The organism is Albidovulum sediminis, assembly GCF_025380365.1.
Taxonomy (GTDB): domain Bacteria; phylum Pseudomonadota; class Alphaproteobacteria; order Rhodobacterales; family Rhodobacteraceae; genus Albidovulum; species Albidovulum sediminis.
In genome coordinates this window covers 2,205,709-2,232,535 of the sequence record NZ_JAOCQF010000001.1, presented here as the reverse complement: position 1 = coordinate 2,232,535, position 26,827 = coordinate 2,205,709, and the positions used below count along the sequence as shown (strand labels likewise).

Annotated in this window: 22 protein-coding genes and 1 pseudogene; 12 read left to right on the top strand and 11 right to left on the bottom strand. The window is 68.4% G+C overall.

Features of this window, described 5'->3' with window-relative positions; all coding sequences use genetic code 11:
* Positions 1-11: 11 nt before the first annotated feature.
* Both N5I32_RS10970 and N5I32_RS10965 read left to right on the top strand, forming a co-directional pair.
* The gene (locus N5I32_RS10970; protein ID WP_261495670.1) at positions 12-755 is read left to right on the top strand and encodes an MlaA family lipoprotein; all 744 of its coding nucleotides are present in this window, start codon (positions 12-14) and stop codon (positions 753-755) included.
* Complete coding sequence (locus N5I32_RS10965) at positions 745-1,353, top strand: MlaC/ttg2D family ABC transporter substrate-binding protein (RefSeq protein ID WP_261495669.1); 609 nt, start codon at positions 745-747, stop codon at positions 1,351-1,353. Before N5I32_RS10970 ends, N5I32_RS10965 begins: the two co-directional genes overlap by 11 nt.
* Positions 1,354-1,378: 25 nt before the next feature.
* Here the strand turns inward: N5I32_RS10965 and N5I32_RS10960 are convergent, their stop codons facing one another.
* Positions 1,379-3,568, bottom strand: a complete 2,190-nt coding sequence (locus tag N5I32_RS10960) for a transglycosylase domain-containing protein (RefSeq protein ID WP_261495668.1) — start codon at positions 3,566-3,568, stop codon at positions 1,379-1,381.
* Between the two features lie 257 nt (positions 3,569-3,825).
* Between N5I32_RS10960 and N5I32_RS10955 the strand changes: the two genes are divergently transcribed.
* Both N5I32_RS10955 and N5I32_RS10950 read left to right on the top strand, forming a co-directional pair.
* Positions 3,826-4,164, top strand: a complete 339-nt coding sequence (locus N5I32_RS10955; RefSeq protein WP_261495664.1) for a P-II family nitrogen regulator — start codon at positions 3,826-3,828, stop codon at positions 4,162-4,164.
* Positions 4,165-4,192: 28 nt separating this feature from the next.
* Positions 4,193-5,506 carry an ammonium transporter gene (locus N5I32_RS10950; RefSeq protein ID WP_261495663.1) on the top strand — a complete coding sequence of 438 codons (1,314 nt, stop codon included), beginning with the start codon at positions 4,193-4,195 and terminating at the stop codon, positions 5,504-5,506.
* 54 nt (positions 5,507-5,560) lie between these two features.
* On the opposite strand, the gene N5I32_RS10945 is transcribed toward N5I32_RS10950, so the two are convergent.
* Together N5I32_RS10945 and sseA are read right to left on the bottom strand one after the other, a co-directional pair.
* Positions 5,561-6,742 (bottom strand): amino acid aminotransferase, encoded by a 1,182-nt coding sequence (locus tag N5I32_RS10945; RefSeq protein WP_261495662.1) that lies wholly within the window; start codon positions 6,740-6,742, stop codon positions 5,561-5,563.
* A gap of 10 nt (positions 6,743-6,752) precedes the next feature.
* Entirely contained in the window at positions 6,753-7,601 is an 849-nt protein-coding gene (sseA, locus tag N5I32_RS10940; protein ID WP_261495661.1) for a 3-mercaptopyruvate sulfurtransferase, read from the bottom strand.
* A 133-nt stretch (positions 7,602-7,734) separates the two neighbouring features.
* On the opposite strand from sseA, the gene N5I32_RS10935 reads away from it, so the two are divergent.
* On the top strand, positions 7,735-9,162 hold the full coding sequence (locus N5I32_RS10935) for an amidohydrolase (RefSeq protein WP_261495660.1): 1,428 nt from the start codon (positions 7,735-7,737) through the stop codon (positions 9,160-9,162).
* Between the two features lie 7 nt (positions 9,163-9,169).
* On the opposite strand, the gene smpB is transcribed toward N5I32_RS10935, so the two are convergent.
* Positions 9,170-9,640, bottom strand: coding sequence for an SsrA-binding protein SmpB (gene smpB / locus N5I32_RS10930; RefSeq protein WP_261495658.1), 471 nt, complete (start codon positions 9,638-9,640; stop codon positions 9,170-9,172).
* A gap of 213 nt (positions 9,641-9,853) precedes the next feature.
* On the opposite strand from smpB, the gene N5I32_RS10925 reads away from it, so the two are divergent.
* From N5I32_RS10925 to N5I32_RS10915, 3 genes are read left to right on the top strand one after another with little or no spacing between them, the layout of a single operon-like run.
* Positions 9,854-10,297, top strand: coding sequence for an ion channel (locus N5I32_RS10925; RefSeq protein ID WP_261495656.1), 444 nt, complete (start codon positions 9,854-9,856; stop codon positions 10,295-10,297).
* A gap of 3 nt (positions 10,298-10,300) precedes the next feature.
* Entirely contained in the window at positions 10,301-11,098 is a 798-nt protein-coding gene (locus tag N5I32_RS10920) for a pyrroline-5-carboxylate reductase family protein (RefSeq protein WP_261495655.1), read from the top strand.
* A complete protein-coding gene (locus N5I32_RS10915) occupies positions 11,095-11,865 on the top strand; it encodes a sulfite exporter TauE/SafE family protein (protein WP_261495654.1) in 771 nt (256 codons plus the stop codon). The genes N5I32_RS10920 and N5I32_RS10915 overlap by 4 nt, the downstream gene beginning before the upstream one ends.
* A 3-nt stretch (positions 11,866-11,868) precedes the next feature.
* On the opposite strand, the gene N5I32_RS10910 is transcribed toward N5I32_RS10915, so the two are convergent.
* The 3 genes from N5I32_RS10910 to dapA all read right to left on the bottom strand — a co-directional run bounded on the left by N5I32_RS10910 (position 11,869) and on the right by dapA (position 16,136).
* Entirely contained in the window at positions 11,869-13,521 is a 1,653-nt protein-coding gene (locus tag N5I32_RS10910; protein WP_261495653.1) for an amidohydrolase, read from the bottom strand.
* Positions 13,522-13,600: 79 nt separating this feature from the next.
* Positions 13,601-15,154, bottom strand: coding sequence for an AMP-binding protein (locus N5I32_RS10905; RefSeq protein WP_261495652.1), 1,554 nt, complete (start codon positions 15,152-15,154; stop codon positions 13,601-13,603).
* 106 nt (positions 15,155-15,260) lie between these two features.
* Positions 15,261-16,136: a 4-hydroxy-tetrahydrodipicolinate synthase gene (gene dapA / locus N5I32_RS10900; protein ID WP_261495651.1), complete on the bottom strand. Its 876-nt coding sequence runs from the start codon at positions 16,134-16,136 to the stop codon at positions 15,261-15,263.
* 146 nt (positions 16,137-16,282) lie between these two features.
* Between dapA and N5I32_RS10895 the strand changes: the two genes are divergently transcribed.
* On the top strand, positions 16,283-18,214 hold the full coding sequence (locus N5I32_RS10895) for a lytic transglycosylase domain-containing protein (RefSeq protein WP_261495649.1): 1,932 nt from the start codon (positions 16,283-16,285) through the stop codon (positions 18,212-18,214).
* A 28-nt stretch (positions 18,215-18,242) separates the two neighbouring features.
* Here the strand turns inward: N5I32_RS10895 and N5I32_RS10890 are convergent, their stop codons facing one another.
* Both N5I32_RS10890 and mnmC2 read right to left on the bottom strand, forming a co-directional pair.
* Entirely contained in the window at positions 18,243-19,130 is an 888-nt protein-coding gene (locus N5I32_RS10890) for a DMT family transporter (RefSeq protein WP_261495647.1), read from the bottom strand.
* The gene (gene mnmC2, locus N5I32_RS10885; protein WP_261495646.1) at positions 19,127-19,813 is read right to left on the bottom strand and encodes a tRNA (5-methylaminomethyl-2-thiouridine)(34)-methyltransferase MnmC2; all 687 of its coding nucleotides are present in this window, start codon (positions 19,811-19,813) and stop codon (positions 19,127-19,129) included. Before mnmC2 ends, N5I32_RS10890 begins: the two co-directional genes overlap by 4 nt.
* Positions 19,814-19,857: 44 nt before the next feature.
* Here mnmC2 and N5I32_RS10880 point away from each other — a divergent pair, with 44 nt between their 5' ends.
* Entirely contained in the window at positions 19,858-20,904 is a 1,047-nt protein-coding gene (locus tag N5I32_RS10880) for an NAD(P)/FAD-dependent oxidoreductase (protein ID WP_261495645.1), read from the top strand.
* On the opposite strand, the gene N5I32_RS10875 is transcribed toward N5I32_RS10880, so the two are convergent.
* Both N5I32_RS10875 and N5I32_RS10870 read right to left on the bottom strand, forming a co-directional pair.
* Positions 20,901-21,356, bottom strand: coding sequence for a GNAT family N-acetyltransferase (locus tag N5I32_RS10875; RefSeq protein WP_369414299.1), 456 nt, complete (start codon positions 21,354-21,356; stop codon positions 20,901-20,903). The genes N5I32_RS10880 and N5I32_RS10875 overlap by 4 nt on opposite strands.
* A gap of 93 nt (positions 21,357-21,449) precedes the next feature.
* Positions 21,450-21,770, bottom strand: a pseudogene (locus N5I32_RS10870) (GFA family protein); the annotation flags it as partial.
* A 230-nt stretch (positions 21,771-22,000) separates the two neighbouring features.
* Here N5I32_RS10870 and smc point away from each other — a divergent pair.
* Together smc and N5I32_RS10860 are read left to right on the top strand one after the other, a co-directional pair.
* On the top strand, positions 22,001-25,456 hold the full coding sequence (gene smc / locus N5I32_RS10865; protein WP_261495644.1) for a chromosome segregation protein SMC: 3,456 nt from the start codon (positions 22,001-22,003) through the stop codon (positions 25,454-25,456).
* A gap of 302 nt (positions 25,457-25,758) precedes the next feature.
* A complete protein-coding gene (locus tag N5I32_RS10860) occupies positions 25,759-26,823 on the top strand; it encodes a Hint domain-containing protein (RefSeq protein WP_261495643.1) in 1,065 nt (354 codons plus the stop codon).
* The last annotated feature ends 4 nt before the right edge of the window (positions 26,824-26,827 follow it).

Here is a 26,827-nt window from a genome sequence, read left to right as displayed (position 1 = left end):
CGGTGTCCCCTTTGGTTTCGAGATTCTATCGCGCCCTGCGCCTCGGGGTGATCCCGGCGGCCGGCTTGCTCGCCGGTTGCGCGCAGGTGCCGGAAGGGGCGGACTTCAGCGATCCCTATGAGGCGAAGAACCGCGGGGTTCACGAGACGAACGTTGAGATCGACCGGACCCTGTTCGGCGACGGGCAGCGGAAGGGGATCGTGCCGACCTTCCCGCGCCCGGTCGCCAAGGGCTTCATCAACTTCGCGTCGAACCTTGCAGCGCCCGGCGATGTCGTCAACCGCGTGCTGCAGGCCAAGCCGAAGCCGGCGATCGAGACCACCCTGCGCTTCGTCATCAACACGACGATCGGCATCGGCGGCCTGTTCGACCCGGCCACCGCCATGGGGATCGAGAAGGACGAAACCGACTTCGGCGAAACGCTGGCGGTCTGGGGATCGGGCGAGGGCGACTACATCGTGCTTCCGATCCTTGGTCCCTCGACCGAGCGCGATGCGGTGGGCATTGTCGTCGATCTGGCGCTCGACCCGCTGAACACGCTGCTGCCAAGCCCGGAATCGACCTATGCGCTGGGGGCCGCCGCCGCCTCGTCCGCCGCGTCGCGTCAGGTGAATGCTGACCTCGTGGAATCCATCCTCTACGAAAGCGCGGATGGTTATGCGCAGGCGCGCATCATATATTTGCAGAACCGTCGCTACGAACTTGGCGAGGATGTGTACACGATCGACCCCTACGAGGACCCCTATGGCCGCTGATCGCCTGAGCCGCCGCCGCGCGTTGACCATTGCCGCGGGCGGTATTGCCCTTGCCGCAACGGGTCTTCCCGCGGCCGCCCTGAACGTGGATGAGGCGCGGGCCCTTGTCGGCCGCCTTGTCGGCGACATCAACGCCGTGATCGCCTCGGGCAAGTCCGAAGGGGCGATGATCAAGGATTTCGAGCGTATCTTCGCGCGCTATGCCGATGTGCGCTACATCGCCCAAAGCGCGCTCGGCCCGGCGGGCCGGTCAGCTGCCAAGTCCGATGTCGCGGCCTACACGGCCGCCTTCCAGGGCTATATCGCGCGCAAGTACGGCAAACGGTTCCGCGAGTTCATCGGCGGCGAGATCGAGGTGACCGACGCCCACCCGCTCAAGAGCTTCTTCGAGGTCGTGTCGATCGCGCGGCTGAAGGGGCAAAGCCCGTTCGACGTGCGCTGGCACGTGTTCGACAAGTCCGGCAAGGACCTGTTCTTCAACATCATCATCGAAGGCGTGAACATGCTGGCGACCGAACGGACCGAGATCGGCGCCATGCTGGACCAGGCCAAGGGATCCATTCCGGCGCTGACGGCCGCGCTGAAGAAGGCAGGCTGACCCCGCCGGCCTGCCGACGGGGGCCTCAGTTGCCGCCGCGCAGGATTGCCCCTAGCAGATCGACCAGGAAGCCCTCGGCGCCCGAGGGGCGTTGCCGGCCAGGCGCGGTTCCTTGAGCGGGTGCGCCGCCCGCGCCGGGATAAGCCTCCGCGACGGGTTCCGAGACGTAGTCGCCGGGGTTGGCCATCGGCAGCGGCAGCGCAGGGGTGCCGTCCTCGACACGTACCATGACCTCGTGCCAGATCTCGGCCGGAAGTCCGCCGCCGGTGACGCCGGTCAGCGGTGTGTTGTCGTCGTATCCCATCCACACCCCCGCCACGTAGTCGGCAGTGAAGCCGATGAACCAGGCATCCCGCGCGGCTTGCGTGGTCCCGGTCTTGCCGGCCGCCTGCCGCCCCTCAAGCCGCGCGCGGCGCCCGGTTCCGTTTTCGATGACCTGGTACATCATGTAGGTCAGTTGCCGCGCCGCCGCCTCGGAGATCACCCGCTCTCCCATCCCGCCTTCCTGGCCGGCCAGTGCGGCGTCCTCGCCCTGAAGCCGCAGTTCGACCATGCCGTAGGGCCGAACCGAGGTGCCGCCGTTCAGGATGCCGGCATAGGCGCCGGTCATTTCGAGAAGCGTCGATTCCGACACGCCAAGCGCCAGCGCCGGGCCTTCGGCCAGGTCCGCCTCGAAGCCGAAATTGTTGGCGACCTCGCGCACCGCATCCCGGCCGACGGCTTCGGACACGCGCACGGTGGCGGTGTTGATCGAATTCGCCAGCGCTTCGGTCAGCGTGATCGGCCCGCGGTAGCCCTTGTCATAGTTCTTGGGCGACCATTCGCCCGACCCGGGGACATGGAGCGTCAGCGGCGCATCCTCGACGATCGTGTTCAGGTTCCAGCCCATGTCGAGTGCCGCGGCATAGACGAAGGGCTTGAAGGTCGATCCGGTCTGGCGCTTGGCCTGCGTCGCGCGGTTGAACGCGCCGGACACCTGCGCATCGCGCCCGCCGACCATGGCGCGAACCGCGCCGTCCGCGCTCATCACCACGATTGCGGCCTGCGCCTTCGATCCCGCCTTCAGACGATTGGAAAAGATCTGCTGCAACGCCTCTTCCGCGGCGTTCTGAAGGCGCTGGTCGAGCGTGGTGCGGATGATCACGTCCTCGGTCGTGTCCGAGGTCAGGAACGCCGGTCCCGATTCCATCACCCAGTCGGCGAAGTATCCCCCCGCCCGCGCGGCAGCGGCCTTTGACAGCCGCGCCGGATTGGCCAGCGCATCCTGGTATTGCGCGTCCGTCAGGTAGTCCTGGTCGTGCATGAGGCCCAGAACAACTGCCGCACGATCCTGGGAACGTTTCAGGTTCGCCGTGGGTGCATAGCGCGTCGGCGCCTTCAGAAGACCCGCCAGCATTGCAGCCTCTGCCGGGCCGACCTCGTTCGCGGACTTGCCGAAATACCGCTGCGCCGCCGCCTCGAACCCGCGCGCACCGGCACCCAGATAGGCGCGGTTGAGGTAGAGCGTCAGGATCTCGTCCTTGGAGAACTTCGCCTCGAGCGCGAAGGCGAAGGGAACTTCCTTGATCTTGCGCCAGACGCCGCCGCGGCGGCAGTCCTCCTCATAGGCGCCCTCGCTTTTCCAGGCCGCCGGATCGTATTCGACGCCAAGGCAAAGAAGTTTCGCGACCTGTTGCGTGATCGTCGACCCGCCATTGCCCTCCAGCGGACCGCGCCCTTCGGCCAGGTTGATGCGGACGGCTCCGGCAATCCCGCGCGGACTGATGCCGAGATGGCCGTAGAAGCGCTTGTCCTCGGTCGCGACCACGGCGTTGCGCAGGTAGGGGGAGACCGAGGCCGCGTCGATCTGCCCGCCGAAGGTCTCGCCGCGCCAGGCAAAGACCTGACCTTCGCGATCCAGAAGCGTGACCGATCCCTTGGTGCGCGCGTCGATATAGGCATCGAGCGGCTGAAGCTGCGCATAGAAATAGATCGTCGCCAGCGCGACGACGCTGCCGGCGACGAAGCCAAGGCGCCAACCGATCGCCCAGGCCGTCCGGAAGACGAAGGCGAACATCCCGGTCACAAGGCGGACGGGCCAGCTTCCCTTGCGGCGCGGACGTCTTGGGCCAGCCGGCTTTCCGGCGGCCTTCGGCTTCGGCGCGGGCTTTGGCGTAGCGCCGCGATATCGCTTGTCGGCGACCAGAGTCGGCCGCCGTCCGCCTTTTCCGCTCATTTTCATCCGTTCCGATGCCTGCCCGATTTGCGCCGAACATAGACGCAGCCACGCAGAATGTGGAGAGCCGGGTAGCCTTCGGCAATTTTTTGCCTGCGCAAAAAATAGGCATTAGGCGCAAAAAACGCCAATGCTTTGTGTCTTTCCGTGAATTCGTGCCGGGGCACACCCCGACATTTCTTGAATTGCTGCGCCGCAGCATCTCCGATCAGGGCGTCGGCCCCCCGCGGGGCCCTATCCCAGGCAAGGAGGGAGACGTGAAACTGATCATCGCGGCGATCAAGCCGTACAAACTCGAAGAGGTCCGCGAGGCACTGACCGCGATCGGCGTGCGCGGGATGATGGTGACCGAGATCAAGGGCTTCGGCAGTCAGTCCGGGCACACCGAAATCTACCGCGGCGCCGAGTATGCGGTGAACTTCGTTCCTAAGATGAAGCTCGAGATCGCTGTCTCCGACGCCATCGCCGACGAGGTGGTCGAGACGATCGCGAAGACCGCGCGCACCGACAAGATCGGCGACGGCAAGATCTTCGTCCTCGACCTGCAGGCTGTCCAGCGCGTGCGCACCGGCGAAACCGGCGAAGACGCGCTTTAGGCCCCAACCTTCACGAAAGCGGAAAACCATGATGAAACTCGCGAAATACTCAGGGCTGGCGGCCGCCCTTCTGGCCGCGCATCCTGCCCTGGCGCAGGAAGCCGAGCCCGTGATGGAGAAGGGCGACGTCGCCTGGATGCTGATCTCGACTGTCCTCGTCCTTTTCATGATCGTGCCGGGGCTGGCCCTGTTCTACGGCGGCCTCGTGCGCGCCAAGAACATGCTGTCGGTGCTGATGCAGTGCACCATGATCGCCGCGATGGTGATGGTGATCTGGGTCGTCTACGGCTATTCGGTCGCCTTCGGGGGCGGCACCGGCGCCTACTGGGGCGGCCTTGGCAAGCTCTTCCTTGCCGGCGTGACGCCCGAAAGCATGTCGGCCACGTTCACCGCAGGCGTCGTCATCCCCGAATATGTCTTCATCGCCTTCCAGATGACCTTTGCCGCGATCACGCCCGCGCTGATCGTCGGCGCCTTTGCAGAGCGCATCAAGTTCAGCGCGGTGATGCTGTTTTCAGCGCTCTGGGTAACCCTGGTCTACTTCCCGGTCGCGCACATGGTCTGGGATGCCTCGGGGCTGATCTTCAACATGGGCGCGCTTGACTTCGCGGGCGGCACCGTCGTGCACATCAACGCCGGTATCGCGGCGCTGATCGGCGCGATCTTCGTCGGCCCCCGCATCGGGCTTGGCAAGGACATGATGGCGCCCCACTCGATGACGCTGACGCTGGTCGGTGCGGGCATCCTGTGGGTCGGCTGGTTCGGCTTCAACGTCGGCTCCAACCTCGAGGCGAATGGCGGAGCGGCGCTGGCCATGATCAACACCTTCACCGCGACGGCGGGCGCGATCCTCGCCTGGGCGGCACTGGAGGCGGTGCTGCGCGGCAAGGCCTCGATGCTGGGCGCGGCGTCGGGCATGATCGCGGGGCTTGTTGCCGTTACCCCAGCGGCGGGAACGGTCGGACCGGTCGGCGCCATCCTGCTGGGCGCCCTCGCATCGTCGGCCTGCTACTTCTTCGTCGCGGTGGTGAAGAACAAGTTCGGCTACGACGACAGCCTTGACGTGTTCGGCATCCACGGCGTCGGAGGGATCATCGGCGCCATCGGGACCGGCATCTTCTCCGCGTCCAGCCTTGGCGGGATCAAGGGCGATGACTACTCGATCGCAGCGCAGACGTGGATTCAGATACAGGCCGTCGCCATTACCGTGGTCTGGTGTGCCGTCGTGTCGGCCGTGCTCTATCTGATCATCAGCAAGACCATCGGCCTGAGGGTCGCGGCCGAGGACGAACGCCGCGGGCTCGACCTGACGGCGCACGGCGAAAGCGCCTATCACTCCTGATCCTTCCCGAGAGGGAAGCGTCACGACGGCGGGGCCCCGGCCCCGCCGTTCGCGTCAGATGCCGACGGCGAGGATCGCGCGCGCGAGTATCGGCACCGTCGTGGCGTTCAGCCCGGCGATGTTCATCCGCGAATCGCCGACCATGTAAATCCCGTGTTCGGCCTTCAGCCGCTCCACCTGTTCGGCGCTGGCGCCAAGGCGGGAGAACATGCCGCGGTGCTGGGCGATGAAGCCGAAGCGGTCCGATCCGGACAGGTCGCGCAGTTCGCGCGCGAGATGTTCGCGCAGCGACAGCATGCCCTGGCGCACCTCTTCCAGCTCCGCCTGCCAGTCAGCGCGCAGGGCGTCGTCGTTCAGGATCATCGTCACCAGCCGCGCCCCATGGTCGGGCGGGAAGGAGAAGTTCTGGCGGTTGAGGAAGGCGAGCGTGCCCTGCGTCACCTCTCGCCGTGCCGGTTCGGAAAGCCCGATCAGTGCGCCCGTGCGCTCGCGGTAGATGCCGAAGTTCTTCGAGCAGGACGCCGCGATCAGAACCTCGGGCAGCCGCCCGGCGATCAGCCGCAGTCCGGCCGCGTCGGCCTCCAGCCCGTCACCGAATCCCTGGTAGGCCAGGTCGATCAGGGGGACCGCGCCGGTCCGTTCCAGAAGGTCCGCCACGGCCTGCCATTCCGGCAGCGTCAGGTTTGCGCCGGTCGGGTTGTGACAGCAGCCATGCAGAAGCACCACGTCGCCCGAACGGATCAGAGACAGGTCCGCCATCATCGCGGCGAAATCGACGCCGCGCGTCTCGGCGTCGAAATAGCGGTAGGTCCGCACGTTCATGCCAAGATAGTTCAGGATCGACAGGTGGTTGGGCCAGGTCGGATCGGAGACCCAGACCGTCGCATGGGGCGAGGCGAGGCGGATCAGCTCGAACGCCTGACGGCAGGCGCCGGTGCCGCCCGGGGTCGCGACCGATGACACCCGGTCCGGCGTGATCGTGCCGCCAAGGACAAGCGCGGCGATCGCGGCGTTGAACTCCGGCTCCCCCGCGAGGCCGGTATAGGTCTTGGTGGTCTCGGTCTCCCACAGCCGCCTTTCGGCGGCCTTCACCGCGCGCATGACCGGGGTCAGGCCGGTTGCGTCCTTGTAGACGCCGACGCCAAGGTCGATCTTGTCGCTGCGCGGGTCTGCCCGGAACTGACCGATAAGCTGAAGGATCTTGTCCGCGGGCTGGGCCTTGAGGTTGCCGAACATCCGAAGGCTCCTACCCCTTGGCGACCTTGAGGTCTCCGTACATGCCCCATTCGGCCCAGGACCCGTCGTAGAGCGAGTGATCGCTCTTGCCGAGGCGCTCCAGTGCCAGGCTCAGGATCGCCGCGGTCACGCCGGAGCCGCAGGTGGTGATCGCGGGCTTTCCGAGGTCCACGCCGGCCTCCTCGAACGCCAGACGCAGTTCGGCCGGGTCCTTCATCGTCTTGTCGGCATTGAGAAGCCGGCCGAAGGGCAGGTTCTTCGAGCCCGGAATATGGCCTGCCCGCAGCCCGGGGCGCGGTTCCGCCGCCTCGCCGCGGAAGCGTTCGGCCGATCGGGCGTCGATGATCTCGTGATCGCCGAGCTTCGCCGCGGCGGCCACCTGCGTCACGTCCCGGACCAGATGCGCCTGGCGGCTGACGGTGATGTGGCGATCGCGCAGGATGGGCGCCATGTCCTCGACCGGGCGCCCCTCGGCCTGCCACTTTGGAAAGCCGCCGTCCAGAACCGCCACGTCGGTCTTGCCCATCAGGCGGAAGGTCCACCAGACGCGCGCCGCGGACAGGAGGCCCGCGCCATCATAGACGACAACCTGGTGCCCGTCACCCACGCCCATCGCCCGCATCCGGCTGATGAACTTCTCGGGCGTCGGCGCCATGTGCGGAAGCGACGACCGTTGATCTGAGATCTCGTCGATGTCGAAGAACCGCGCACCGGGAATGTGGGCGGCTGCGTATTCGGCCTTCGCGTCCCGCCCGGAGTCGGGCATGTACCACGAGGCATCGAGGATCCTCAGGTCGGGGTCCTTCAGATGCGCCTCAAGCCATTCGGTCGAAACGAGCGTCTTCGGATCGTTCTGCACCTCGGGTCCCCCTTGATCCTGTCTTCCCCGAGATACGCGCCGTGTGGAGACCGCGCAAGGCCAGTTCCGATCAGCCGCTTGCACCCGGCGCGGCCGCGCGTCATTCATGGGCGCGCGGACAGCGGAGGTCAGGATGCGAAACGAAGCGACGATCTGGAGCGTGGTCGACGCCCACGCGCCCGACCTGATCGGCCTTTCAGACCGGGTCTGGGCGATGCCCGAGACGCTTTACAACGAATACCGGTCCTGCGCCGAACACACGGCGATGCTGCGCGACAAGGGGTTTCGCGTGACGGAATCCGTGGCCGGCATTCCCACCGCCGTGATGGGAGAGGCGGGCGAGGGCGGCCCCGTCATCGCGATCCTGGGCGAGTACGACGCGCTTCCGGGGCTCAGCCAGGTGGCGGGGGTGGACTACCCCGAGGAACTGGAGCCGGGCGGAAACGGTCATGGCTGCGGCCACAATCTTCTCGGTTCGGCGGCCCTTCTTGCGGCGGCCGCGCTCAAGGACTGGCTGGCCGAGACGGGAACGCCCGGACGGGTGCGCTACTACGGCTGCCCGGCCGAGGAGGGTGGAGCCGCCAAGACCTTCATGGTGCGTGATGGCGCCTTCGCCGATGTCGATGCCGCGATCACCTGGCACCCCGACTGCATGACGCGCGTGGACGACGCGCGGAGCCTTGCGAACACGCGCATGGACTTCACCTTTTCCGGCCGGGCCGCCCATGCCGCCGCCGCGCCGCACCTCGGCCGGTCGGCGCTCGATGCGGTCGAACTGATGTCGGTCGGGGTGAACTACCTGCGCGAACATGTTCCGCAGGACGCGCGCATCCACTACGCCTATCTGGAGGCGGGCGGCACGGCGCCCAACGTGGTGCAGGCGCGGGCGAAGGTGCGCTATTCCATCCGTGCGCTCCGGCTTTCCGACATGCTCGCCATCGTGGAACGGGTGAAGGACGTCGCACGCGGGGCGGCGCTGATGACCGGCACGCAGGTTGACATGCGCGTCTTTTCGGCGGTCTCAAACATGCTGGGCAACACGGTGATGGAGCGGACCATGCAGGCCGCGCTCGACGAGCTTGGCGGCGTTCCCTTCGACGCCGGTGACAGGGGCTACGCCAGCCGCATCCAGGCGACGCTGGGCGAGGCCGACATTCAGCAGCCCTATCGATGTGTCGGCATGGCGCCGCGCGCAGGCGAATCCCTGTGTGATTACGTGGTCGGGCTCTATCCTCAGGGCGAGGTCATGGTTGGCTCGACCGACGTGGCCGATGTCAGCTGGGCGGTGCCGCTCGTGCAGGTGCTGGTCGCGACCCATGCCATCGGCACGCCCGCCCACAGCTGGCAGATCACCGCGCAGGGAAAGGCGCCGGCGGCGCACAAGGGAATGGTCCATGCTGGCAAGGCCATGGCGGCCTGCGCGGAAAAGCTGTTCACGGACGGGGCCCTGCTGAAGGCGGCGCAGGCCGAGCATCGCGAACGCCTGGCGCGGGAACCCTACGTCTGCCCGATTCCCGACGGGGTGGAGCCGCCGCTGGTCCCCCGCCCCGCGGCGGGGTGAGCACTGCTCATCCCTGCTTGAGCAGGCGCTGCTTCTGCCGGTTCCAGTCGCGCTTGGCCTCGGTCGCGCGCTTGTCGGCAACCTTCTTGCCCTTGGCGACGCCGATCTTCAGCTTCACGCGGCCCTTGTGGTTGAAATACATCACCAGGGGCACAAGCGTCATCCCCTCGCGCCCGACGGCCTGCCAGAGCCGCGAAAGCTCTCGCTTCGACACCAGCAGCTTGCGGCGGCGGCGTTCCTCATGGCCGAAGACGCCGGCCTCCTTGTAGGCGGCGATGTAGCTGTTGATGAGCCACAGCTCGCCCCCCTCGACCGAGGCGTAGCTGTCGGCGATGTTCGACTGCCCGGTGCGCAGAGCCTTGACCTCGGACCCGGAGAGGACGATCCCCACCTCGAGGTCGTTCTCGATGAAGTAATCGAACCGCGCGCGACGGTTTTCGGCGATTACCTTGTAGTTGGGGTCGGATTTCTCGGCCATGATCCGTCCGAGATAGGCGAGCGGCGCGAACAAGTCCAGACGCGGTGCCGCGGGTGCCCGCGCGTCGGTAGCACTGCGCGACGAAAGGCGCGGGGTGTTCCCCCCGCTTCCCGTTGCGCCGCGCCGATCCTTCGCTAACATCGCCCACGGATGGCGCGCGTCGGGGCATGCCGGGGACCGTTCTGCCATCGCTGACGCAAGGTGAGGGTGATCATGTTCGTTCAGATCGCGTTGGGGACCTCGCTGATGCTTCTTTCGGTCATGGTCTCCGGTCTGGCGTTCTGGGCGTTCGAGGTTTTGCTTGTCCGGCATCACCACTGGCTGGTGCGCGAACCGCACCGGCCGAAACTGGCGCTGGTTCTGGGCGTCGCGGCGGTCTGGGTGTTGGGAATGGTGACGGCCGGGGTGTGGATCTGGGCCATCGCGCTTTGGGCGCTGGGGATTTTCATCACCATCGAAACATCCGTCTATTTCTCGCTCGTCGCCTTCACGACGCTCGGATTCGGCGACATTCTTCTGCCGAAACAGTGGAGATTGCTCGGAGGGATGGCCGCCGCGAACGGACTTCTGAACATGGGGCTGCTGACGGCGATGCTGGTCGAGGTGCTGCGCCACATCCGGTTGAGCCAGATCGAAGTGAAGCGGAAAAAGGACTAGGCCATGGCGATATCGGGCCGGATCGGCATCATCGGCGGCAATGGCCAGCTTGGCGGTGCGATCGCGCGCAGGCTTCTCTCGGTCGGGGCGGTCGGGGATGGCGATCTCTGGATTTCCTGCCGGTCGGGGCGTGCGGAGGTGCCGCGGGGCGTGATCGTGGGGGCCGACAACCAGGCGCTGGTTGCGGCTTGCAATACGGTCATCCTGTCGGTCCCGCCCGCCGCCGCGGCGTCGATCGCGATTGCCGCCCCCGGCCGGCTTGTCATCTCGGTCATGGCCGGGGTTTCGCTGGCGCGGCTGGCCGCGTTGACGGGGTCGGCGCGGATCGTGCGGGCGATGTCCAGCCCCGCGGCCGAGCACGGGCTGGCATATTCGCCCTGGGTTGCCGCCTCCGGGGTGACAGCGCAGGATCGCGGCACCGTCCGGGCGATCTTCGACGCCTGCGGGCTGACCGACGAACTGGCCGAGGAGGACCAGATCGACCAGTTCACCGCGATGACGGGTCCGGTGCCCGGTTTCGTTGCCCTGTTCGCCGACGCGATGATCCGCCACGCCACCGCCCGCGGAATCGCGCCCGAGGTGGCGGAGCGGGCGATCCGGCAACTGTTCCTTGCCAGCGGCAGGATCCTTTCCGCGTCGCACGAAAGCCCGGCCGAACAGGTGCGGGCCATGGTCGACTACGCGGGAACCACGGCAGCGGGCATCGCCGCGATGGAGGCCGCCGGGCTTGCGCGGGCAATTTCCGAAGGGCTCGATGCGGCGGCTGCAAGGGCCAGGATCCTCGGCGAGGGCGGCGCATGAGCCTTGAGGTCGGCCTGAGCGGGGTGCTGGCCCTGTTCGCTGTCGGAACCCTTGCCGGGGCTGTCTCTGCGGTCGCTGGGGGGGCATCCTTCTTCACGTTTCCGGTCCTGATCCTGTCGGGCCTCTCGCCGCTGGCCGCGAACGCCACCAACTTCGTGGCGCTGATCCCCTCGAACCTCGCGGCGCTGCCCGCCTATCGGGCAGAGCTTGGAGAGATCGGGCGCGGGCTCTGGCCGCCGCTCATGCTCGGGGCGCTGGGCGGGGCTGCCGGTGCCCTGTTGCTGACCGCGATGGGGGCCGCGACCTTCGAGGCGGCGGTGCCCTGGCTGCTCTTGTCCGCGACCGCGCTTTTCGCGCTGGCGCCGACGCTCCGTCGGCTTGCGCTCAGGTTCCTGAAGCCGCGCCCCGGTCGGCGGTGGCTGGCGGGGCTGGGGCTGTTCCTGATGTCGGTTTATGGCGGCTACTTCGGCGCCGGGCTGGGCCAGATCATGCTCGCGGCGCTGATCCTGGTGGGGTACGGCGACTTCCTTCAGGCCAACGCGCTGAAGAACGCGGTGATCGGGGCGCTGAGCCTGATCGCCTCGGTCATCTACGTGTTCGGCGGCGCGGTGTCCTGGCCGCACGCCGCCGCCGTCGCCGCGGGTGCCGCCCTTGGCGGGTTCCTGGGCGGGGCAGGCTCGCGAGCGATACCGCAGGCGATCCTGCGCTGGGCCGTCATCGCGATGGGGGCGGCGATGACTGCGCGGGCCTTCTGGGGCGGGCTCTAGGCGTCAGCCCTGCCAGGTGATGCGCCCGCCGCAGATCGTCAGAGCCACGGTCATCGCGGCGATCTCGTCGTGCGGCGTGGCTTCGATGTCCCGCGAAAGGACGACGACATCCGCTGCCATGCCGGGTTTCAGCGTGCCGGTCAGGTTTTCCCAGTGCGCGGCAAAGGCGCCGCCGGCGGTATAGGCGCGCAGCACGTCGGCCAGCGGGATACGCTGGTCGGTGCCACCGTCATAGCTTGGACGGGTCATTGCCGCGCCGATCCCGCGCAGGACCGAGATGTCCGTCACCGGCCAGTCCGAGGCGAAGGCGATATGGGCGCCCGCCTCGGCCAAGGTGCGGCAGAGGAAGTAGTTCGGCCAGCGTTCGCGGCCCAGCGTGTCGAGCGTCGGCTGCAGGTCGAAATCCATCGCCCCCGGCGCATGGACGGGCTGGATCGAGGCGGTGATGCCAAGGGCGGCCAGGCGCGGCACGTCCGCCGGATCGATCAGTTCGATATGTTCGACCCGATGGCGGCTGTCGCGGCGGCCGTTGGCCCTCTGCGCCGCCTCGTAGCCGTCGATGGTGGCGCGCACGGCCGCGTCGCCGATGGCGTGTACCGCGATCTGCATGCCGCGCCGGTCCACCTCGGTCGCGATCTGGTTGAAGCGCGAGGCGGGGAACAGCGGCTCCGACCTGTGGCCCGGGCAGCCGGGGTAGTCGGCCAGCATGTAGGCGGTGCGGCTGTCGGTCACGCCGTCCATGAACATCTTCACGAAGCGGCAGGACAGCCAGTCGTCGTCGAAGTCGCGGGTCATTTCGTCGGCCCGGTCCAGTTCGGAAAGCTCCATGTGCGGCTTGAAGTGGAACGGCACCTTGACCCGCGCGGTCAGCCCCCCGTCGCGCTGCAACCCGCGCAGGATCTCGAGCGTGTAGCGGTTTCCGTCCATGTTCACCATCGAGGTGATGCCGTGGCGCGCGGCATGGGCAAGCCCGCGGGCCGCCTTGGTGCGGTCCATCGCCTGTTCGGCCGAATTCGGCCAGGGCGAGGGTTCGCCGCCCGTCGCGATGCCGAGATAGATCCGCGATTCCCCGCCGATCGCGACCACGGGCGCGAAGGCCTCGAACTCCCGCAGCTCTCCGGTTGCGGTGCCGTCCGGCCCCATGACGATCTCGTGCCCGGGCGGGGTGGGGGCCCCGTGCAGGATGCCGGCTGCGCTGAGCGCCGCGGTGTTGGCCCAGACGGTGTGGTGGTCGTGCGCGGTGATCGCGATAGGGCGGTCGGCGATGACGCGGTCAAGGTCGTGGCGCGTCATCGGATGATCGAGGATCGCGTAATGCCCGCCCTGCGCCATCAGGAGCGGTTGGTCGGGATTCTGCGCGGCGAAATCGCGGAAGGCGCGGGTCAGCGCCTCTTCTCCATCCACATGGGTCAGTTGCAGGTGCGCCAGTTCCGTGCCGCCGAGAACGAGGTGCAGGTGGCTTTCGACGAAACCGGGCATCAGGGTTGCACCCTTGCAGTCGATGACCTCGGTCGCGGGGCCCGCAAGCGCCTCGACCTCGGCCCGGCTGCCGACGGCGGCGATCCGTTCGCCGGCAAGGGCAATGGCCTGCGCCGTGGGCCGCGCGGGGTCCATCGTCAGAATGCGGGCATTGGTCAGGATGAGATGCGGCGTCATCGGGGGCCTCCGTCTTGGACAGGACAGGGGTAGCGCCAACGGCTGCCCCCGGCCATTCCCCAAAAGGGATATGCAGGCCCTATCCGACCAGCCCCGCCCTGAGCACCCGGCGCAGGATCTTGCCAGAGGCTGACTTCGGGATGGCGTCCACGACATGGAGCGCGCGGGGCAGCTTGTAATGCGCAAGGCGCGAGGAGAGGTGGGCAATGACCTCATCGGCGCCGATCGTGGCCCCGGGGGCGAGGACGATGAACGCCACCGGAACCTCTCCGGCCTCCTCGTCGGGGATGCCGACCACCGCGGCGTCGGCCAGGCCCGGGCAGGACTGAAGCTCGGCCTCGACCTCGGCCGGGGCGACCTGGAAGCCCTTTACCTTGATGAGCTCCTTCAACCGGTCGCGGATGAAGAGATAGCCGTCGTCATCGAAGGCGGCGATGTCCCCGGTCCGGAGCCAGCCGTCGGGTGAAAGCGAGGCGGCGGTGGCGCCGGGGTTGTTCAGGTAGCCCGTCATCACCTGCGGCCCGCGCACCCACAGCTCGCCCTCCTCGCCAGCGCCTAGGCCGCGGCCGGTTGCGGGGTCGACGATACGGCATTCGGTCGAAGGGGCGGTCTGGCCCGCCGATCCGGCCCGTCCGCGCGTCGGGGCGGTCACATGGCTGACCGGGCTCATCTCGGTCATGCCGTAGCCCTGCTCGCAGCGCGCGCCCAGCCGCGCCTCGACCGCATTCGAAAGAGGGGCGCCGAGGGGCGCCGCGCCGGAAAAGACGAAGCGGAGCGCGGAAAGGTCGTATCGCTCGACAAGGGGATGCTTGGCCAGCGCAAGCGCCACGGGCGGCACGACGTAGACCTGTTTCGTGCGGTGATCCTGGATGAGGCGGAGGAACAGCTCCAGATCGAAGCGCGGCATCGTGACGACCCCGCCGCCGGCGGCAAGGTAAAGGTTCATCAGGACCGTCATGCCGTAGATGTGGAAGAAGGGCAGGAATCCCACCGTCCATTCCCCCGGTTCGATCGCCCGGACAGAGAGTGCCTGGTCGACATTGGCGACAAGGTTGCGGTGCGTCAGCATCACGCCCTTGGGCAGGCCCGTCGTCCCCGAGGAATAGGGCAGCACCAGCGAGTCGCGTGCGACATCGACACGCACCTGTTCGGCCAGCGGCGGGCCCATGAGTTCGGCGAAGGGCGTGGTTCCGGGCGCTTCGCCCAGGGTAAAGATCTCGCGCACGGCGGTGCCTTCGGCCCCGGCGCGGGCGGTCTCGGCGAAGGCCGGCAGGGTAATCAGGATATCCGCCCCCGCATCCTGCAGCTGGTGGTGCAGTTCTGCTGCGGTGTAAGTCGGGTTCACCGTCGTCACGGTGGCGCCGGCCCAGGCGGCGCCGTGGAAGCACAGGAAGTATTCCGGCAGGTTCGGCAACAGGATGGCGACGACGCTGCCCGGCCCGATGCCGCGCTGGCGAAGGCCGCCGGCGACCGCGCGGGTGCCGTCGGTCAGTTCGCCCGCCGTCACGCGCCGTCCGCTGGGGCCGTCGATCATCGCGTCGCGGCCGCGCTCGGTCAGTCCCTCGAGCACCCGTTCGGTGATGGTGACATCGCGCAGGGTGATGTTCTTGAACGGGCTTGTGAAAATGGTCAATGCGGCGCCCTCCCCCTGATGCCGGCGGCAGTCGGGGAAGGTTAGCACGGTTCGCGGCTTTCCCGCGCCGGAAATGCGTTCCGCCGGCGGTCAGCCGGCGGTCGGGTCAGTTGATGATGCCCGCGTGGCGCATCGCGGCGTCGATCTTCGACTTCGTCGCATCGAGAAGGCCGGTAAGCGGCAGGCGCACCTCCTCCGAGCACAGGCCGAGCCGCGAGAGCGCGTATTTCGCGCCGCACAGGCCCGGCTCGATGAAGATCGCCTCGTGCAGCGGCATCAGCCGGTCCTGGTAGGACAGCGCCGCCGCGAAGTCGCCGCGCAAAGTCGCCTCCTGGAACTCTGCGCAAAGGCGGGGCGCGACGTTCGCCGTGACCGAGATGCAGCCCACGCCCCCGTGCGCGTTGAAGCCGAGTGCCGTCGCGTCCTCGCCCGAGAGCTGAACGAAGTCCGGCCCGCAGGCGGCGCGTTGCTGGCTGACGCGTTCGATCTTGCCGGTGGCGTCCTTCACGCCGATGATCCGGGGCAGCTTCGCCAGTTCCCCCATCGTCTCGGGCGTCATGTCCACGACCGACCGGCCGGGAATGTTGTAGATGATGATCGGCAGCGCCGAGGCGTCGTGCATCGCCTTGAAATGGGCGTAGAGGCCGCGTTGGGTCGGCTTGTTGTAGTAGGGCGTGACAACAAGGGCCGCGTTCGCGCCGACGCGCTCCGCCTCGCGAATGAGGAAGATCCCTTCCTCGGTCGAGTTCGACCCGGCCCCGGCGATGACGGGAATGCGGCCCGCGGCGGCCTTCACGACCTCTTCGATCACGCGCACATGTTCCTCGTGGCTGAGCGTCGGGCTTTCGCCGGTCGTGCCCACCGGCACAAGGCCGTGGCTGCCTTCGGCCACGTGCCAGTCCACGAGTTTCTTGAGCGTGTCCAGATCCAGCGCGCCGTCCTTGAACGGCGTGACGAGGGCTGGGAAGGACCCTTTGAACATGACACGCTCCTTGATTTCTGGGCAGACTCGCCCGGTTGAATGCGCGCGGAACCTAGCCGCAGTCGGACGGATTGCCAAGTTTGTGTGTTGCGGCTGGGCAAGGGTGGGGTAGGATCAGGAAAAAACCGAAGCAGTCACAGAAAACGATGATCCGAAGCCTTGCCCTTTCCGCCCTGCTGGCAGCCGTTGCCAGCTTTCCCGCCCGTGCCGATGACCCCGGCACGCTTGCCGTGGCGCTGCGTGCGGCGGCGGCGCGCGACTGGCCGGCTGCGTTGGGTCAGGCGGCGCGGTCGGGCCCGCTGGCGCAGTCGGTGATCGAATGGCAGCGGCTGCGCGATGGCGAGGGAAGCTTTGCCGACTATCGCGGCTTTCTCGACACCCACCCCGACTGGCCCGGCCTGCCGCTTCTGCGGAAGAAGGGCGAGGAAAAGGCGGCCGGGCAGGACCCTGCGGCCGTCGTCGCCTATTTCGCCGCCCAGTCGCCGCAGACCGGCACGGGCAGCCTTGCCTTTGCCGCCGCATTGTCGGCACTAGGCCAGGAACAGGCGGCCGCGAAGGAGATCGTGCGCGCCTGGCGAAGCCTTCCGCTGACCGCGGATGAACACGCGGCCTTCGTCGGCCGTCACGGCGCGCTTTTGGGGGACCATCACGACGGCCGCGTGGCAAGCCTGCTGCGCGCGGGCCTGACGGCGGACGCGCGGCGCATGCTGCCGCTTGCCAGCCCCTATACCCGCGCCGTTGCCGCCGCGCGGATTGCGCTTCAGGACGACGAGAAAGGCATCGACGGGCTGATCGCGGCGCTGCCGGACAAGGCGGTGAACTCGGGCGGGCTCGCCTACGACCGATTCCGCTGGCGCATTCGGCGCGATCTTTACGACAGCGCGGACGAACTGCTGTTGGAGCGGTCGGCCAGTGCGGAGGCGCTTGGCGACCCCGAACAATGGGCCGACTGGCGTCGGCGCCTGGCCCGCAAGGAAATGCGCGAGGGCGACGCGCGCCGTGCCTACCGGATGGCGGCGGGCCACCATCTGGACGGCGGCAGCGATTATGCCGACCTCGAATGGCTGGCGGGCTATATCGCGCTGAGGAAGCTGGGCGATGCGGAAACCGCGTTGAAGCACTTCGCGCGGTTCGAGGCGGCGGTGAGCGGGCCGATCAGCCTGTCGCGTGCGAATTACTGGGAAGGCCGGGCCTGGGACGTGCTGGGCGACCGGGGCAAGGCGCAGGCCGCCTATGCCGAAGGCGCGCGCTACCAGACCGCGTTCTACGGGCTCTTGTCGGCCGAGAAGGTAGGCCTGCCGATGCCGCCCGCGATGGCGGGGGGCGAACGCTATCCCGACTGGCGCGGGGCGGGCTTTGCGCGGTCGAGCGTCTTTCAGGCGGCGCAGCTGCTTCAGGCGGCGGGGGATCGTGACCTTGCGCTGCGGTTCCTGCTGCATCTGGGCGAGGGGCTGGGCGGTGAGGATATCGCGCGGCTTGCGGGCCTCGCTCTCGAATGGGGCGATGCGAATACCGCCCTGCTTCTGGCCAAGGCGGCGGCGGAACGGGGCGTGATCCTGCCCACGGCCTATTTCCCGACGAACGGGATCGAGAAGCTGAAGCTTCCGGTCGCGCCGGAGCTTGCCCTGTCGATCGCGCGGCGGGAAAGCGAGTTCAATCCGCGCGTTGTGTCCCATGCCGGGGCGCGCGGTCTGATGCAGGTGATGCCGGCTACAGCGAAGAAGGTCGCAGGCCAGATCGGTGTCAGCTACGACGAAGGAAAGCTGACCTCGGACTGGCAGTACAACGCGCAGATCGGCAGCGCCTATCTTGCGGGTCTGGTCGAGGAGTTCGGCCCCTCGCCGGTGCTGGTTGCGGCGGGCTACAACGCCGGGCCGGGGCGGCCCCGGCAGTGGATCGAGGCCTTCGGCGACCCCCGGACCGACGGCGTCGACGTGGTGGACTGGATCGAGGCCATTCCGTTCGAGGAAACCCGGAACTACGTGATGCGCGTGGCTGAAAGCCTGCCCGTCTACCGGATGCGGCTGGGGCTTGGCGGTGGCGCGCAGGGCTTCGGCGCGATGCTGAAGGGGCGCTGAGGCGCAGCCCGGCGGGGCGGGCGCGCGGTCAGGTCAGCGGCGCCGGCGGGCTGCCCCTGACGCGCGCGCGCCAGAGGGTGAAAAGGCCCGCCAGAACCACGATCCCCGCCCCGATCAGCACGTTCACCCGGAGGGTTTCGCCGAAGATCGTGATCCCGAGGAAGGCGGCGAAGGGCAGTTGCAGGTAGGCGAAGGGCTGGATCGCGCTTGCCTCGGCCGCCTCGTAGGCGCGGATCAGCAGGTAGTGCGCCGTCGCCCCGCAGATGCACAGAAGACCCATCCAGCCCCAGTCTGCCACCGCCATCGGTTCCCAGAACCAGATCCCGGCGGCCGTCATCACCACCGCCCCGCTGACGCCCGTCCAGAAGAAGCTGACCGCGGCACTGTCTCGCCGGGCCACGAAGCGGGTGAGCAGCCCGTAGAGGGCGAACATCGTGGCCGATGCGACGGGGATAAGCGCGGCCGGCGAAAACACCGTCACGCCGGGTTCCAGGATGACGAGGACACCGAGGAAACCGATGCCGATCGCCGCCCAGCGGCGCCAGCCGACCCTTTCGCCCAGCACCGGGCCGGAAAGGGCCGCGACAAGCAGCGGATAGGCGGCGAAGATCGCGTGGCTTTCCACAAGCCCGAGGACGACGAAGGCCGCGACCATGACGCAGATTTCGGCCGCCAGCAGGACGCCGCGAAAGATTTGGAGGGCCGGATAGCCCGATCGCACGGCTGCGCGCAGACCGCCCGGCTGGCGTTGCGCGATCCAGAGCACGAACGCGGCGAAGAACCAGTAGCGGATCATCACCACCATGAAGACGTTGTAGGTGCCCGCCAGATGGCGCGACATCGCGTCCTGCGTCGAAAAGACGATCGCCGCCCCGGTCATCAGAAGGATGCCGGCGCGCAGGTTCGACGATGTCATGGCGTTGTGCAAAGCCTGCCCCGGCTCATGTGGCGTTTGCGGCCGAAGCCCTTCGCGCGCTCTACCTGAAAGCCCGACGACTGCAAGGCCCTGCGGACGAACCCCGCCGCCGTGTAGGTCGCGAAGGTGCCGCCGGGGGCGGTGTGGCGGGCAACCTCCGCCAGCAGGTCCGCGCCCCAGAGTTCGGGGTTCTTCGCCGGGGAAAAGCCGTCCAGGAACCAGGCGTCCGCACGGCCGGGCCAGGCCGGCAGGGTCGCGCGGGCATCGCCTTCGATGATCTCGACCGCGATCGGACCGAGGGCAAAGCGCCTTTGCCCCGCGCGCCAGGCGTCAAGCAGGGGTGCCGCCCGGTCTGCCGCCTCCGGGAAAGCTGCCAGCGCGCGGTCCATGTCGGCGGGCGGCATCGGGTAGGCCTCGAAGCTGGTGTAGCGAAGGGTGCCGGTCAGTCCCGCCTCCGTCCAGGCGATCAGCGTGGCCAAAAGGTTCAGCCCGGTGCCGAACCCCGTCTCGGCGATCTGGAAACCGTCGCGGAATCGTGCCGGCAGTCCGTTTCCGGCCAGAAAGACATGGCGCGTTTCGGCCAGCCCGTCGGCGAGCGAGAAATAGGGATCGTCGAACAGCGCCGACACCGGCGTGCCGCCGTCCTTCCAGTCCACCCGTTCGCTCTGGTCCTCAGACGGCATCTGCTCTAACCCTGACGCGCCGAGATAGGCGAAGGGCGGCGGCGATGGCAATGGTCGATGTGACGGTGATGGGCGCGGGGGTGTTCGGCCTGTCGGTGGCCTGGGCCTGCCGGGCGCAGGGCGCCGCCGTCAGGGTGATCGACCCCTATCGTCCCGGCGCCGGGGCAAGCGGCGGCACGGTCGGCGCACTGTCGCCCCACACGCCCGAGAACTGGAACGCCAAGAAGCAGTTTCAACTGGACAGCCTTCTGCTCGCCGGGCGGTTCTGGGCCGAGGTGGACGAGGTGTCCGGCCTGTCGTCGGGCTATGGCCGCACCGGCCGGCTTCAGCCCGTCGCCGCGGACGCGGCGGCGCTGGCGCTGGCCCGTGCGCGCATGGCCTCCGCCGCGACGCTGTGGCGGGGGCAGGCGGACTGGCGCGTGGTCGAGGCATCGGCCCATCCTGACTGGGCGCCGCTCAGCCCGTCAGGCTTTCTGGTCCGCGACAGCCTGAGCGCGCGCCTGCACCCGCGCCGGGCGGTCGAGAGCCTTGCCGCGGCGCTGCGGCGGCGCGGGGTGGAGATCGTGACCGGCGCCGCGGAGCCGCGGGGTGCGGTGGTCTGGGCGACGGGGCATGCGGGGCTGGCGGCGCTGTCCGGGGACCTGTCCGCGCCGGTGGGTGTCGGCGTCAAGGGGCAGTCGGCGCTGCTTGCGCTGGATGCGCGGGGCCTGCCCCAGATCTTCGCGGACGGGCTGCATGTGGTGCCCCATGCCGACGGAACCGTGGGTGTCGGTTCGACCACCGAACGCGGCTTTGCCGATCCGGCAAGCACCGACGCCTCGCTGGATGCGGTCATCGCAAGGGCCGAGGCGGCAGTACCCGTCCTGCGCCATGCGCGGGTGATCGAACGCTGGGCCGGCGTGCGCCCGCGCGCCCGAAGCCGCGCGCCGATCCTTGGTCCCTGGCCCGGCCGGCCCGGCCACTTCGTCGCGAACGGCGGCTTCAAGATCGGCTTCGGAATGGCGCCGAAGGTGGCTGAGGTGATGGCCGATCTGGTGCTGGAAGGCCGGGATGCGATCCCGGAAGGGTTCCGGGTGGAAGACAACCTTTAGCCGGTGTTTCGCCCCTGCGGCGGCAGCACGCGCCGGAAGGTGTAGCCGGTCGTCCTGTCATACCCCGGGTGTGCGGTTTCCCCGACCTTCTCGAACCCCATGGCGATGAAGGCCCGGTGGTTCTCGGTCAGCTCGATTCGCGATTCCAGTTCGAGCAGGCCCAGATCCAGCGCCCGGGCGCGCGCCTCCGCATGCCCGATCAGTTGCCGGGCCAGACCCTGGCGGCGGAAGGCGTCGTCCACCGCCAGCTTGCCGATGTAAAGCCGCTCAGGCTTCGGCGTCAGGAACACGCAGGCGACGGGTGCGCCCACCTCCTCGAGCAGCCAGACTTCTCCCTCGGCGGCCTGCCGGGCGATCGCGTCCACGGTCAGGCGGTGCATCGACGAGGGCGGATCGATCCGCCCGTCCATGAAGGCAAAGCTGCGCCGGATGAGCGCGAGCACTGGCGTCATGTCCTCCTCAGGCGACAGGCGCCTGGGTGTGCGATGCCGGGGCAGCGCGTCGGCCAGTTCGATCCAGGGCAGACGCTCGTTCCAGTGGGCGTGGAAGTTTGGGCGAAACACCGACGGGTCGTCCAGAGTGGCGGCATAAAGGTCGATCTCGTGGGTGCGGGTCGGGCTTTGGTAGGCCATCGGCGTCCCGCACGCGGCGCAGAAGAAGCGCCGGACGCCGGGGGAACTTTCGCGGCTGGCCGGCCTTGCGCCCTGCCATTGGAAGCCTGTGCGGGCGACGCCGAGAAAGCTGGTGAACGGGGACGCGGTGGCGCGCCGGCAGCTTTCGCAATGGCAATGCCCCTGCCAGTTTGGCGCCCCCTCGAACCGGAACCTTGTCGCGCCGCACAGGCAGCGCCCCGAAGTCCATCCCATCGGCATCCCTCCCCATTGTCGTGACGATTTGGCGCCGGGACAGGCCAGGGGTCAACACCCGGCATGCCGGCGGCATCGGCACCCTTCCATGACCGGCGCATGACCCGGGAGTGCGGCCATATCTTGTGGAAAACTGCCGTTCGGAACCGAGATGCGGGGTGGCCGGATTGACTCGCCGGGCGCATGGCCCAAGGATTGCAGACCCCGGGAATCAGACACAGGTGCGCCTCTTGCGCTTCACCCGCCTCCGACTGAACGGCTTCAAGAGCTTCGTGGACCCCACGGACCTTGTCATCCACGAAGGCCTGACCGGCGTCGTGGGGCCGAACGGCTGCGGCAAGTCGAACCTGCTGGAGGCGCTGCGCTGGGTCATGGGCGAAAACCGGCCCACGGCGATGCGCGGCGACGGAATGGAGGACGTGATCTTCGCGGGGGCGGCGACGCGCCCGGCGCGGAACTTTGCCGAGGTCGCGCTGACCATCGACAACACCGAGCGGCTGGCGCCTTCGGGCTTCAACGACCAGGACCTGCTCGAGATCACGCGCCGGATCACCCGTGACGCCGGATCGGCCTACAAGGCCAACGCAAAGGACGTTCGCGCTCGCGACGTGCAGATGCTTTTTGCCGACGCGTCCACCGGGTCGCATTCCCCGGCGCTGGTGCGGCAGGGACAGATTGCCGAACTGATCAACGCGCGGCCCCGCAACCGTCGCCGCATCCTGGAAGAAGCCGCTGGCATTTCCGGGCTTTACCAGCGCCGGCATGAGGCGGAACTGAAGCTGAACGCGGCCGAGCAGAACCTGGCGCGGGTCGACGATGTGGTGGAGCAGCTGGCCCAGCAACTGGCCCAGCTTGCCCGGCAGGCGCGGCAGGCGGCGCGCTACCGCGAGATCGGCGCCGAACTGCGCCGGGCGGAAGGCATGCTGCTTTACCGGCGCTGGCGCGAGGCAGACGAGGCCCGCGCGCGCGCCGAGGCTGATCAGACGGAGCGCACCCGTGCCGCCGCCGCGGCAGAAACCGCCGCACGCCTTGCCGCGAAGGCGAGGGCGGAGGCAGACACGCTCCTGCCGCCCCTGAGGGAGGAGGAGGCGATTGCCAGCGCCGTGCTGCAGCGGCTTGGGGTGCAGCGCGATGCGCTGTCCGACCAGGAAACCCGCGCGCGCCAGACCATCGACGCGCTGGTGGCCCGGATCGGCCAGCTTGGCCACGACATCGAGCGCGAGGCGGGGCTGAACCGCGACGCGGGAGAGATGATCGCCCGGCTCGACTGGGAGCAGGGCCAGATCGCCAAGGCCTCCGAAGGGCATGAGGCGCGGCTGACCGATGCGCTTGAGGCGGCACAGGCGGCCGCTGCGGTCCTGACGGAACGCGAGGCAGCACTTTCGGAACTGAACGAGGATGTGGCGCGCCTGGCCGCCCGACACCAGTCAGCGCAGCGCCTGCTGGCCGACAGCCGGGCGACACTGGACCGGAACGAGGCTGAGGCTGCACGCGCACGCGCCGCCGCGGCAGAGGCTCAAGGCGCGCTGGACCGGGCGCGCGGCGACCATGAGGGTGCGAGCGCGGCACAGGAGGAGGCGACAAGGGCCGCGGAAGGGGCCGAGGCGCAGCTTGTCCGTGCCGATGAGGCCCGGAACGAGGCGCAGGGGCGTGAGGCGGAAGCCCGCGCGGCACGGTCGGAGGCCGAGGGCGAGGCGGGCGCCTTGCGCGCCGAGGTCTCCGCACTGGCAAGGCTGGTGGAGCGGGAAACGGCAACGGGCCGGCAACTGCTGGACCGGGTGCGGGTTGAAAAGGGATACGAGAAGGCTCTGGGCGCCGCGCTGGCCGACGATCTGCGCGCGCCCGAGGTTGCCGCCGATGCCGGGTCGGGCTGGGCGGTGCTGCCCGATTATGACGGGGCGCACGACCTGCCGCAGGGGGTGCGCCGGCTCGCCGATGTGGTGGCGGTGCCGGACGTGCTGTTGCGTCGCATCGGGCAGATCGGGCTTGTCGGCCGCGACGATGGCGCGCGGCTGCAACCGCTTTTGAAACCCGGCCAGCGCCTGGTGTCGGCTGAGGGCGATCTGTGGCGCTGGGACGGGTTCCGCGCCGCGGCAGAGGATGCTCCGCAGGCCTCGGCCTTGCGCTTGCAGCAGTTGAACCGCCTTGTCGAACTCAAGCGCGATCTGGAGGAGGTGGCCGCACGGGCCGAAGGCGCGCGCCAGGCGCACGAACATCTGACACGGCAACTGGCCCAGGCGACCGAGGCCGACCGTGCCGCGCGCGAGGCCCGGCGCGATGCCGACCGGCGGATGGCCGAGGCGTCCCGCGCCCTTTCGAAGGCGGAGGCGGACAGGTCCATCGCGGGCGGGAAGCTGGAAAGCGCGCGGCTTGCGGTCGCACGCCACGAGGAGGAGGCGATGAACGCCCGCGCCCGCCTCAGGGAGGCGGAGGCCACTGTGGTAGAGCTGCCGGATCTGGCGGCGGCACGGGCAGAGGTCGAGGATGTCAAGCTGACGGTGGAGGCCGCGCGGGTCACGATGCTGGCACGGCGCGCCCAGCACGATGAAATCCGTCGGGAAGGCGAGGCGCGCCTGCGCCGCCGGCAGGAGATCACAAAGGAGCTGTCAGGCTGGCGCCACCGGCTGGAGACGGCCGAGAAGCGCAGCGCCGAACTGGCCGAGCGCAAGGCCGCCAGCGAACAGGAGCTGGCCGAGGCCCGCGCCGCGCCCGAGGAGATTGCCGCGAAACGGGCGGAACTGAACGAAGCGATCGAGGTCGCGGAAGCCCGCCGCCGCGCGGCCGCGGACCGGCTGGCCGAGGGTGAGAGCCTGCTGCGCCAGGTCGCCGAGCAGGAGCGCGAGGCCGAGCGGGCCGCATCCGAGGCGCGCGAGGAACGGGCGCGGGCCGAGGCGCGGGCCGATGGCGCGCGTGAAGCGGTCACGGCGGCGGCGGACCGCATCCGGGAGGAGACCGACAACACCCCCGGCACGCTCCTGCAGGGCCTTGGCGTCGATCCCGCCGCGATGCCCGATGCAGAGACGCTCGATGCGGATGTCCACCGCCTGCGCCGGCAGAGGGATGCGCTGGGCGCTGTCAACCTGCGCGCCGAGGAAGACGCGCGCGAGGTTCAGGAGGAGCACGACACGCTGGTCAAGGAAAAGGCCGATCTGGAGGAGGCGATCAAGAAGCTCCGGTCGGGTATCGCCGGGCTGAACCGCGAAGGGCGCGAACGCCTGCTGACCGCCTTCGAGCAGGTCAACGCGAATTTCCGCACCCTCTTCACCCATCTCTTCGGCGGGGGGGAGGCGAACCTTGTGCTGGTCGAAAGCGACGATCCGCTCGAGGCGGGGCTTGAGATCATGTGCCAGCCGCCGGGCAAGAAGCTGGCCACGCTGTCGCTTCTGTCGGGGGGGGAGCAGACGTTGACCGCGCTTGCCCTGATCTTCGCGGTGTTCCTCGCGAATCCGGCGCCGATCTGCGTGCTGGACGAGGTGGACGCGCCGCTGGACGATGCGAACGTGACGCGGTTCTGCGACCTTCTGGACGAGATGACACGGCGGACCGACACACGCTTCCTGATCATCACCCACCACGCGGTGACGATGGCGCGGATGGACCGGTTGTTCGGCGTCACGATGCAGGAACAGGGCGTCAGCCAACTGGTCAGCGTGGACCTGAAGCGGGCCGAGGCGCTGGTGGCATGACCGCATGGCGGGAGTGCGTTTTTGCAGAAACAACCTAAGGGTGATTGTTCTGATGTTTTTTCCTCACACTCTCGTTTCACGTCCTACAAAAGCCCGAATCCGCTTTCAGGAGCCTTGGAGAGGTTGCCGGAAATGGTAGCCTGCGCACAGTTTCCCTGGCGTCGGAAACCGGCGAAGCGCTGCAGTCACGCGGGCACCGGGGACCAGGTCGGGACGAATGCGAAGTGGAATGGGCAAACGAAGTTTTCCCGTGAGGCGTGAGCGGGCCGCCGGGGCATCACTATTGTGGAGGCGAAAGAAGCATGGCGACTTCCGACTTTTTCTGGGCGCGCGGTGACAGCAGCACGGCCGCGAACGCCGAGATCAACATCCGGCCACTGAACCAGCAAAGCTCGGTCCAGATTCAGTTCGAATCCGGAACCCTTGGGGCCAACACGACGGGCGATCTGGTGCTGGACGATACGGCTGCGGGCGTCCCGGACCCGGACACGACGGTTTGGATCAACGGGACGGAATACCAGTTCATCTATGAACTTCAGGGCACCTGGCCCGCCGGTAATGGCAAGGTGCCCGACCAGTACGAAGGCGATCCGGTCTACGTGATCACCGTACTGGGCGCCGGTCCTGGTGGGAGCAACATTCGCCTGTTCTTCCTGCCGGACCCGACCGTCACGCAGGCCGACATCGAAAGCTTCGGCAACGGTGCTGTTCCTCTGACGACATTTACCACGAATCCGCCTCCGCCCGTCTGCTTCCTGCGCGGCACGCTGATCGCGACGCCGCGGGGCGAGGTGCCGGTGGAGGATCTAAAGGCAGGGGATGAGGTTCTGACGGCCTCAGGCGACGTCGCGAAGGTGCGGTTCGTGGCCTCTCGCAGGGTCAGCGACGCCGAGTTGGTCTTCCGCCCCGACATGCGGCCCGTCTGCATCCCGGCCAGCGCGCTTGGCGATGGTTTGCCCAATGCGGACCTTTGGGTTTCTCCCCAGCACCGGGTGCTTGTGCGCGGATGGGAGGCAGAGATGCTCTTCGGCGAGAACGAAGTGCTGGTTCCGGCCAAGCACCTGAGGATCGCCGCCGTCGCGCCCGTGCAGCCCGAGACGGTGGAGTATGTCCACCTGATGCTCGACCGGCACGACATCGTCCTGTCGAACGGGATCGCGACCGAAAGTCTGTTCCCCGGCGATACGGCAATCGCCAGCCTGACCGCAGAGGCCCGCGCCGAGATGGAGCGCGCCTTCCCCGAATTCGCGGGCGACTGGGCGTTCTATGGTCCGACCGCGCGCCGGACCCTGACAGGGCGTGAGGCCCAGACGCTGTGGACCCGGATGGCACCCCTCGGGGCGGCAGGCGTCCGCGCCGTGGCCTGACCAT

What these genes read in the sequence shown, in the direction of transcription:
- N5I32_RS10965 (WP_261495669.1), top strand. Translation starts at nt 745, where the DNA reads ATGGCCGCTGATCGCCTGAGCCGCCGCCGCGCGTTGACCATTGCCGCG.
- N5I32_RS10960 (WP_261495668.1), bottom strand. Translation starts at nt 3,568, where the DNA reads ATGAGCGGAAAAGGCGGACGGCGGCCGACTCTGGTCGCCGACAAGCGA.
- N5I32_RS10950 (WP_261495663.1), top strand. Translation starts at nt 4,193, where the DNA reads ATGATGAAACTCGCGAAATACTCAGGGCTGGCGGCCGCCCTTCTGGCC.
- N5I32_RS10945 (WP_261495662.1), bottom strand. Translation starts at nt 6,742, where the DNA reads ATGTTCGGCAACCTCAAGGCCCAGCCCGCGGACAAGATCCTTCAGCTT.
- N5I32_RS10935 (WP_261495660.1), top strand. Translation starts at nt 7,735, where the DNA reads ATGCGAAACGAAGCGACGATCTGGAGCGTGGTCGACGCCCACGCGCCC.
- smpB (WP_261495658.1), bottom strand. Translation starts at nt 9,640, where the DNA reads ATGGCCGAGAAATCCGACCCCAACTACAAGGTAATCGCCGAAAACCGT.
- N5I32_RS10925 (WP_261495656.1), top strand. Translation starts at nt 9,854, where the DNA reads ATGTTCGTTCAGATCGCGTTGGGGACCTCGCTGATGCTTCTTTCGGTC.
- N5I32_RS10920 (WP_261495655.1), top strand. Translation starts at nt 10,301, where the DNA reads ATGGCGATATCGGGCCGGATCGGCATCATCGGCGGCAATGGCCAGCTT.
- N5I32_RS10915 (WP_261495654.1), top strand. Translation starts at nt 11,095, where the DNA reads ATGAGCCTTGAGGTCGGCCTGAGCGGGGTGCTGGCCCTGTTCGCTGTC.
- N5I32_RS10910 (WP_261495653.1), bottom strand. Translation starts at nt 13,521, where the DNA reads ATGACGCCGCATCTCATCCTGACCAATGCCCGCATTCTGACGATGGAC.
- dapA (WP_261495651.1), bottom strand. Translation starts at nt 16,136, where the DNA reads ATGTTCAAAGGGTCCTTCCCAGCCCTCGTCACGCCGTTCAAGGACGGC.
- N5I32_RS10895 (WP_261495649.1), top strand. Translation starts at nt 16,283, where the DNA reads ATGATCCGAAGCCTTGCCCTTTCCGCCCTGCTGGCAGCCGTTGCCAGC.
- N5I32_RS10890 (WP_261495647.1), bottom strand. Translation starts at nt 19,130, where the DNA reads ATGACATCGTCGAACCTGCGCGCCGGCATCCTTCTGATGACCGGGGCG.
- mnmC2 (WP_261495646.1), bottom strand. Translation starts at nt 19,813, where the DNA reads ATGCCGTCTGAGGACCAGAGCGAACGGGTGGACTGGAAGGACGGCGGC.
- N5I32_RS10880 (WP_261495645.1), top strand. Translation starts at nt 19,858, where the DNA reads ATGGCAATGGTCGATGTGACGGTGATGGGCGCGGGGGTGTTCGGCCTG.
- N5I32_RS10875 (WP_369414299.1), bottom strand. Translation starts at nt 21,356, where the DNA reads ATGACGCCAGTGCTCGCGCTCATCCGGCGCAGCTTTGCCTTCATGGAC.
- N5I32_RS10860 (WP_261495643.1), top strand. Translation starts at nt 25,759, where the DNA reads ATGGCGACTTCCGACTTTTTCTGGGCGCGCGGTGACAGCAGCACGGCC.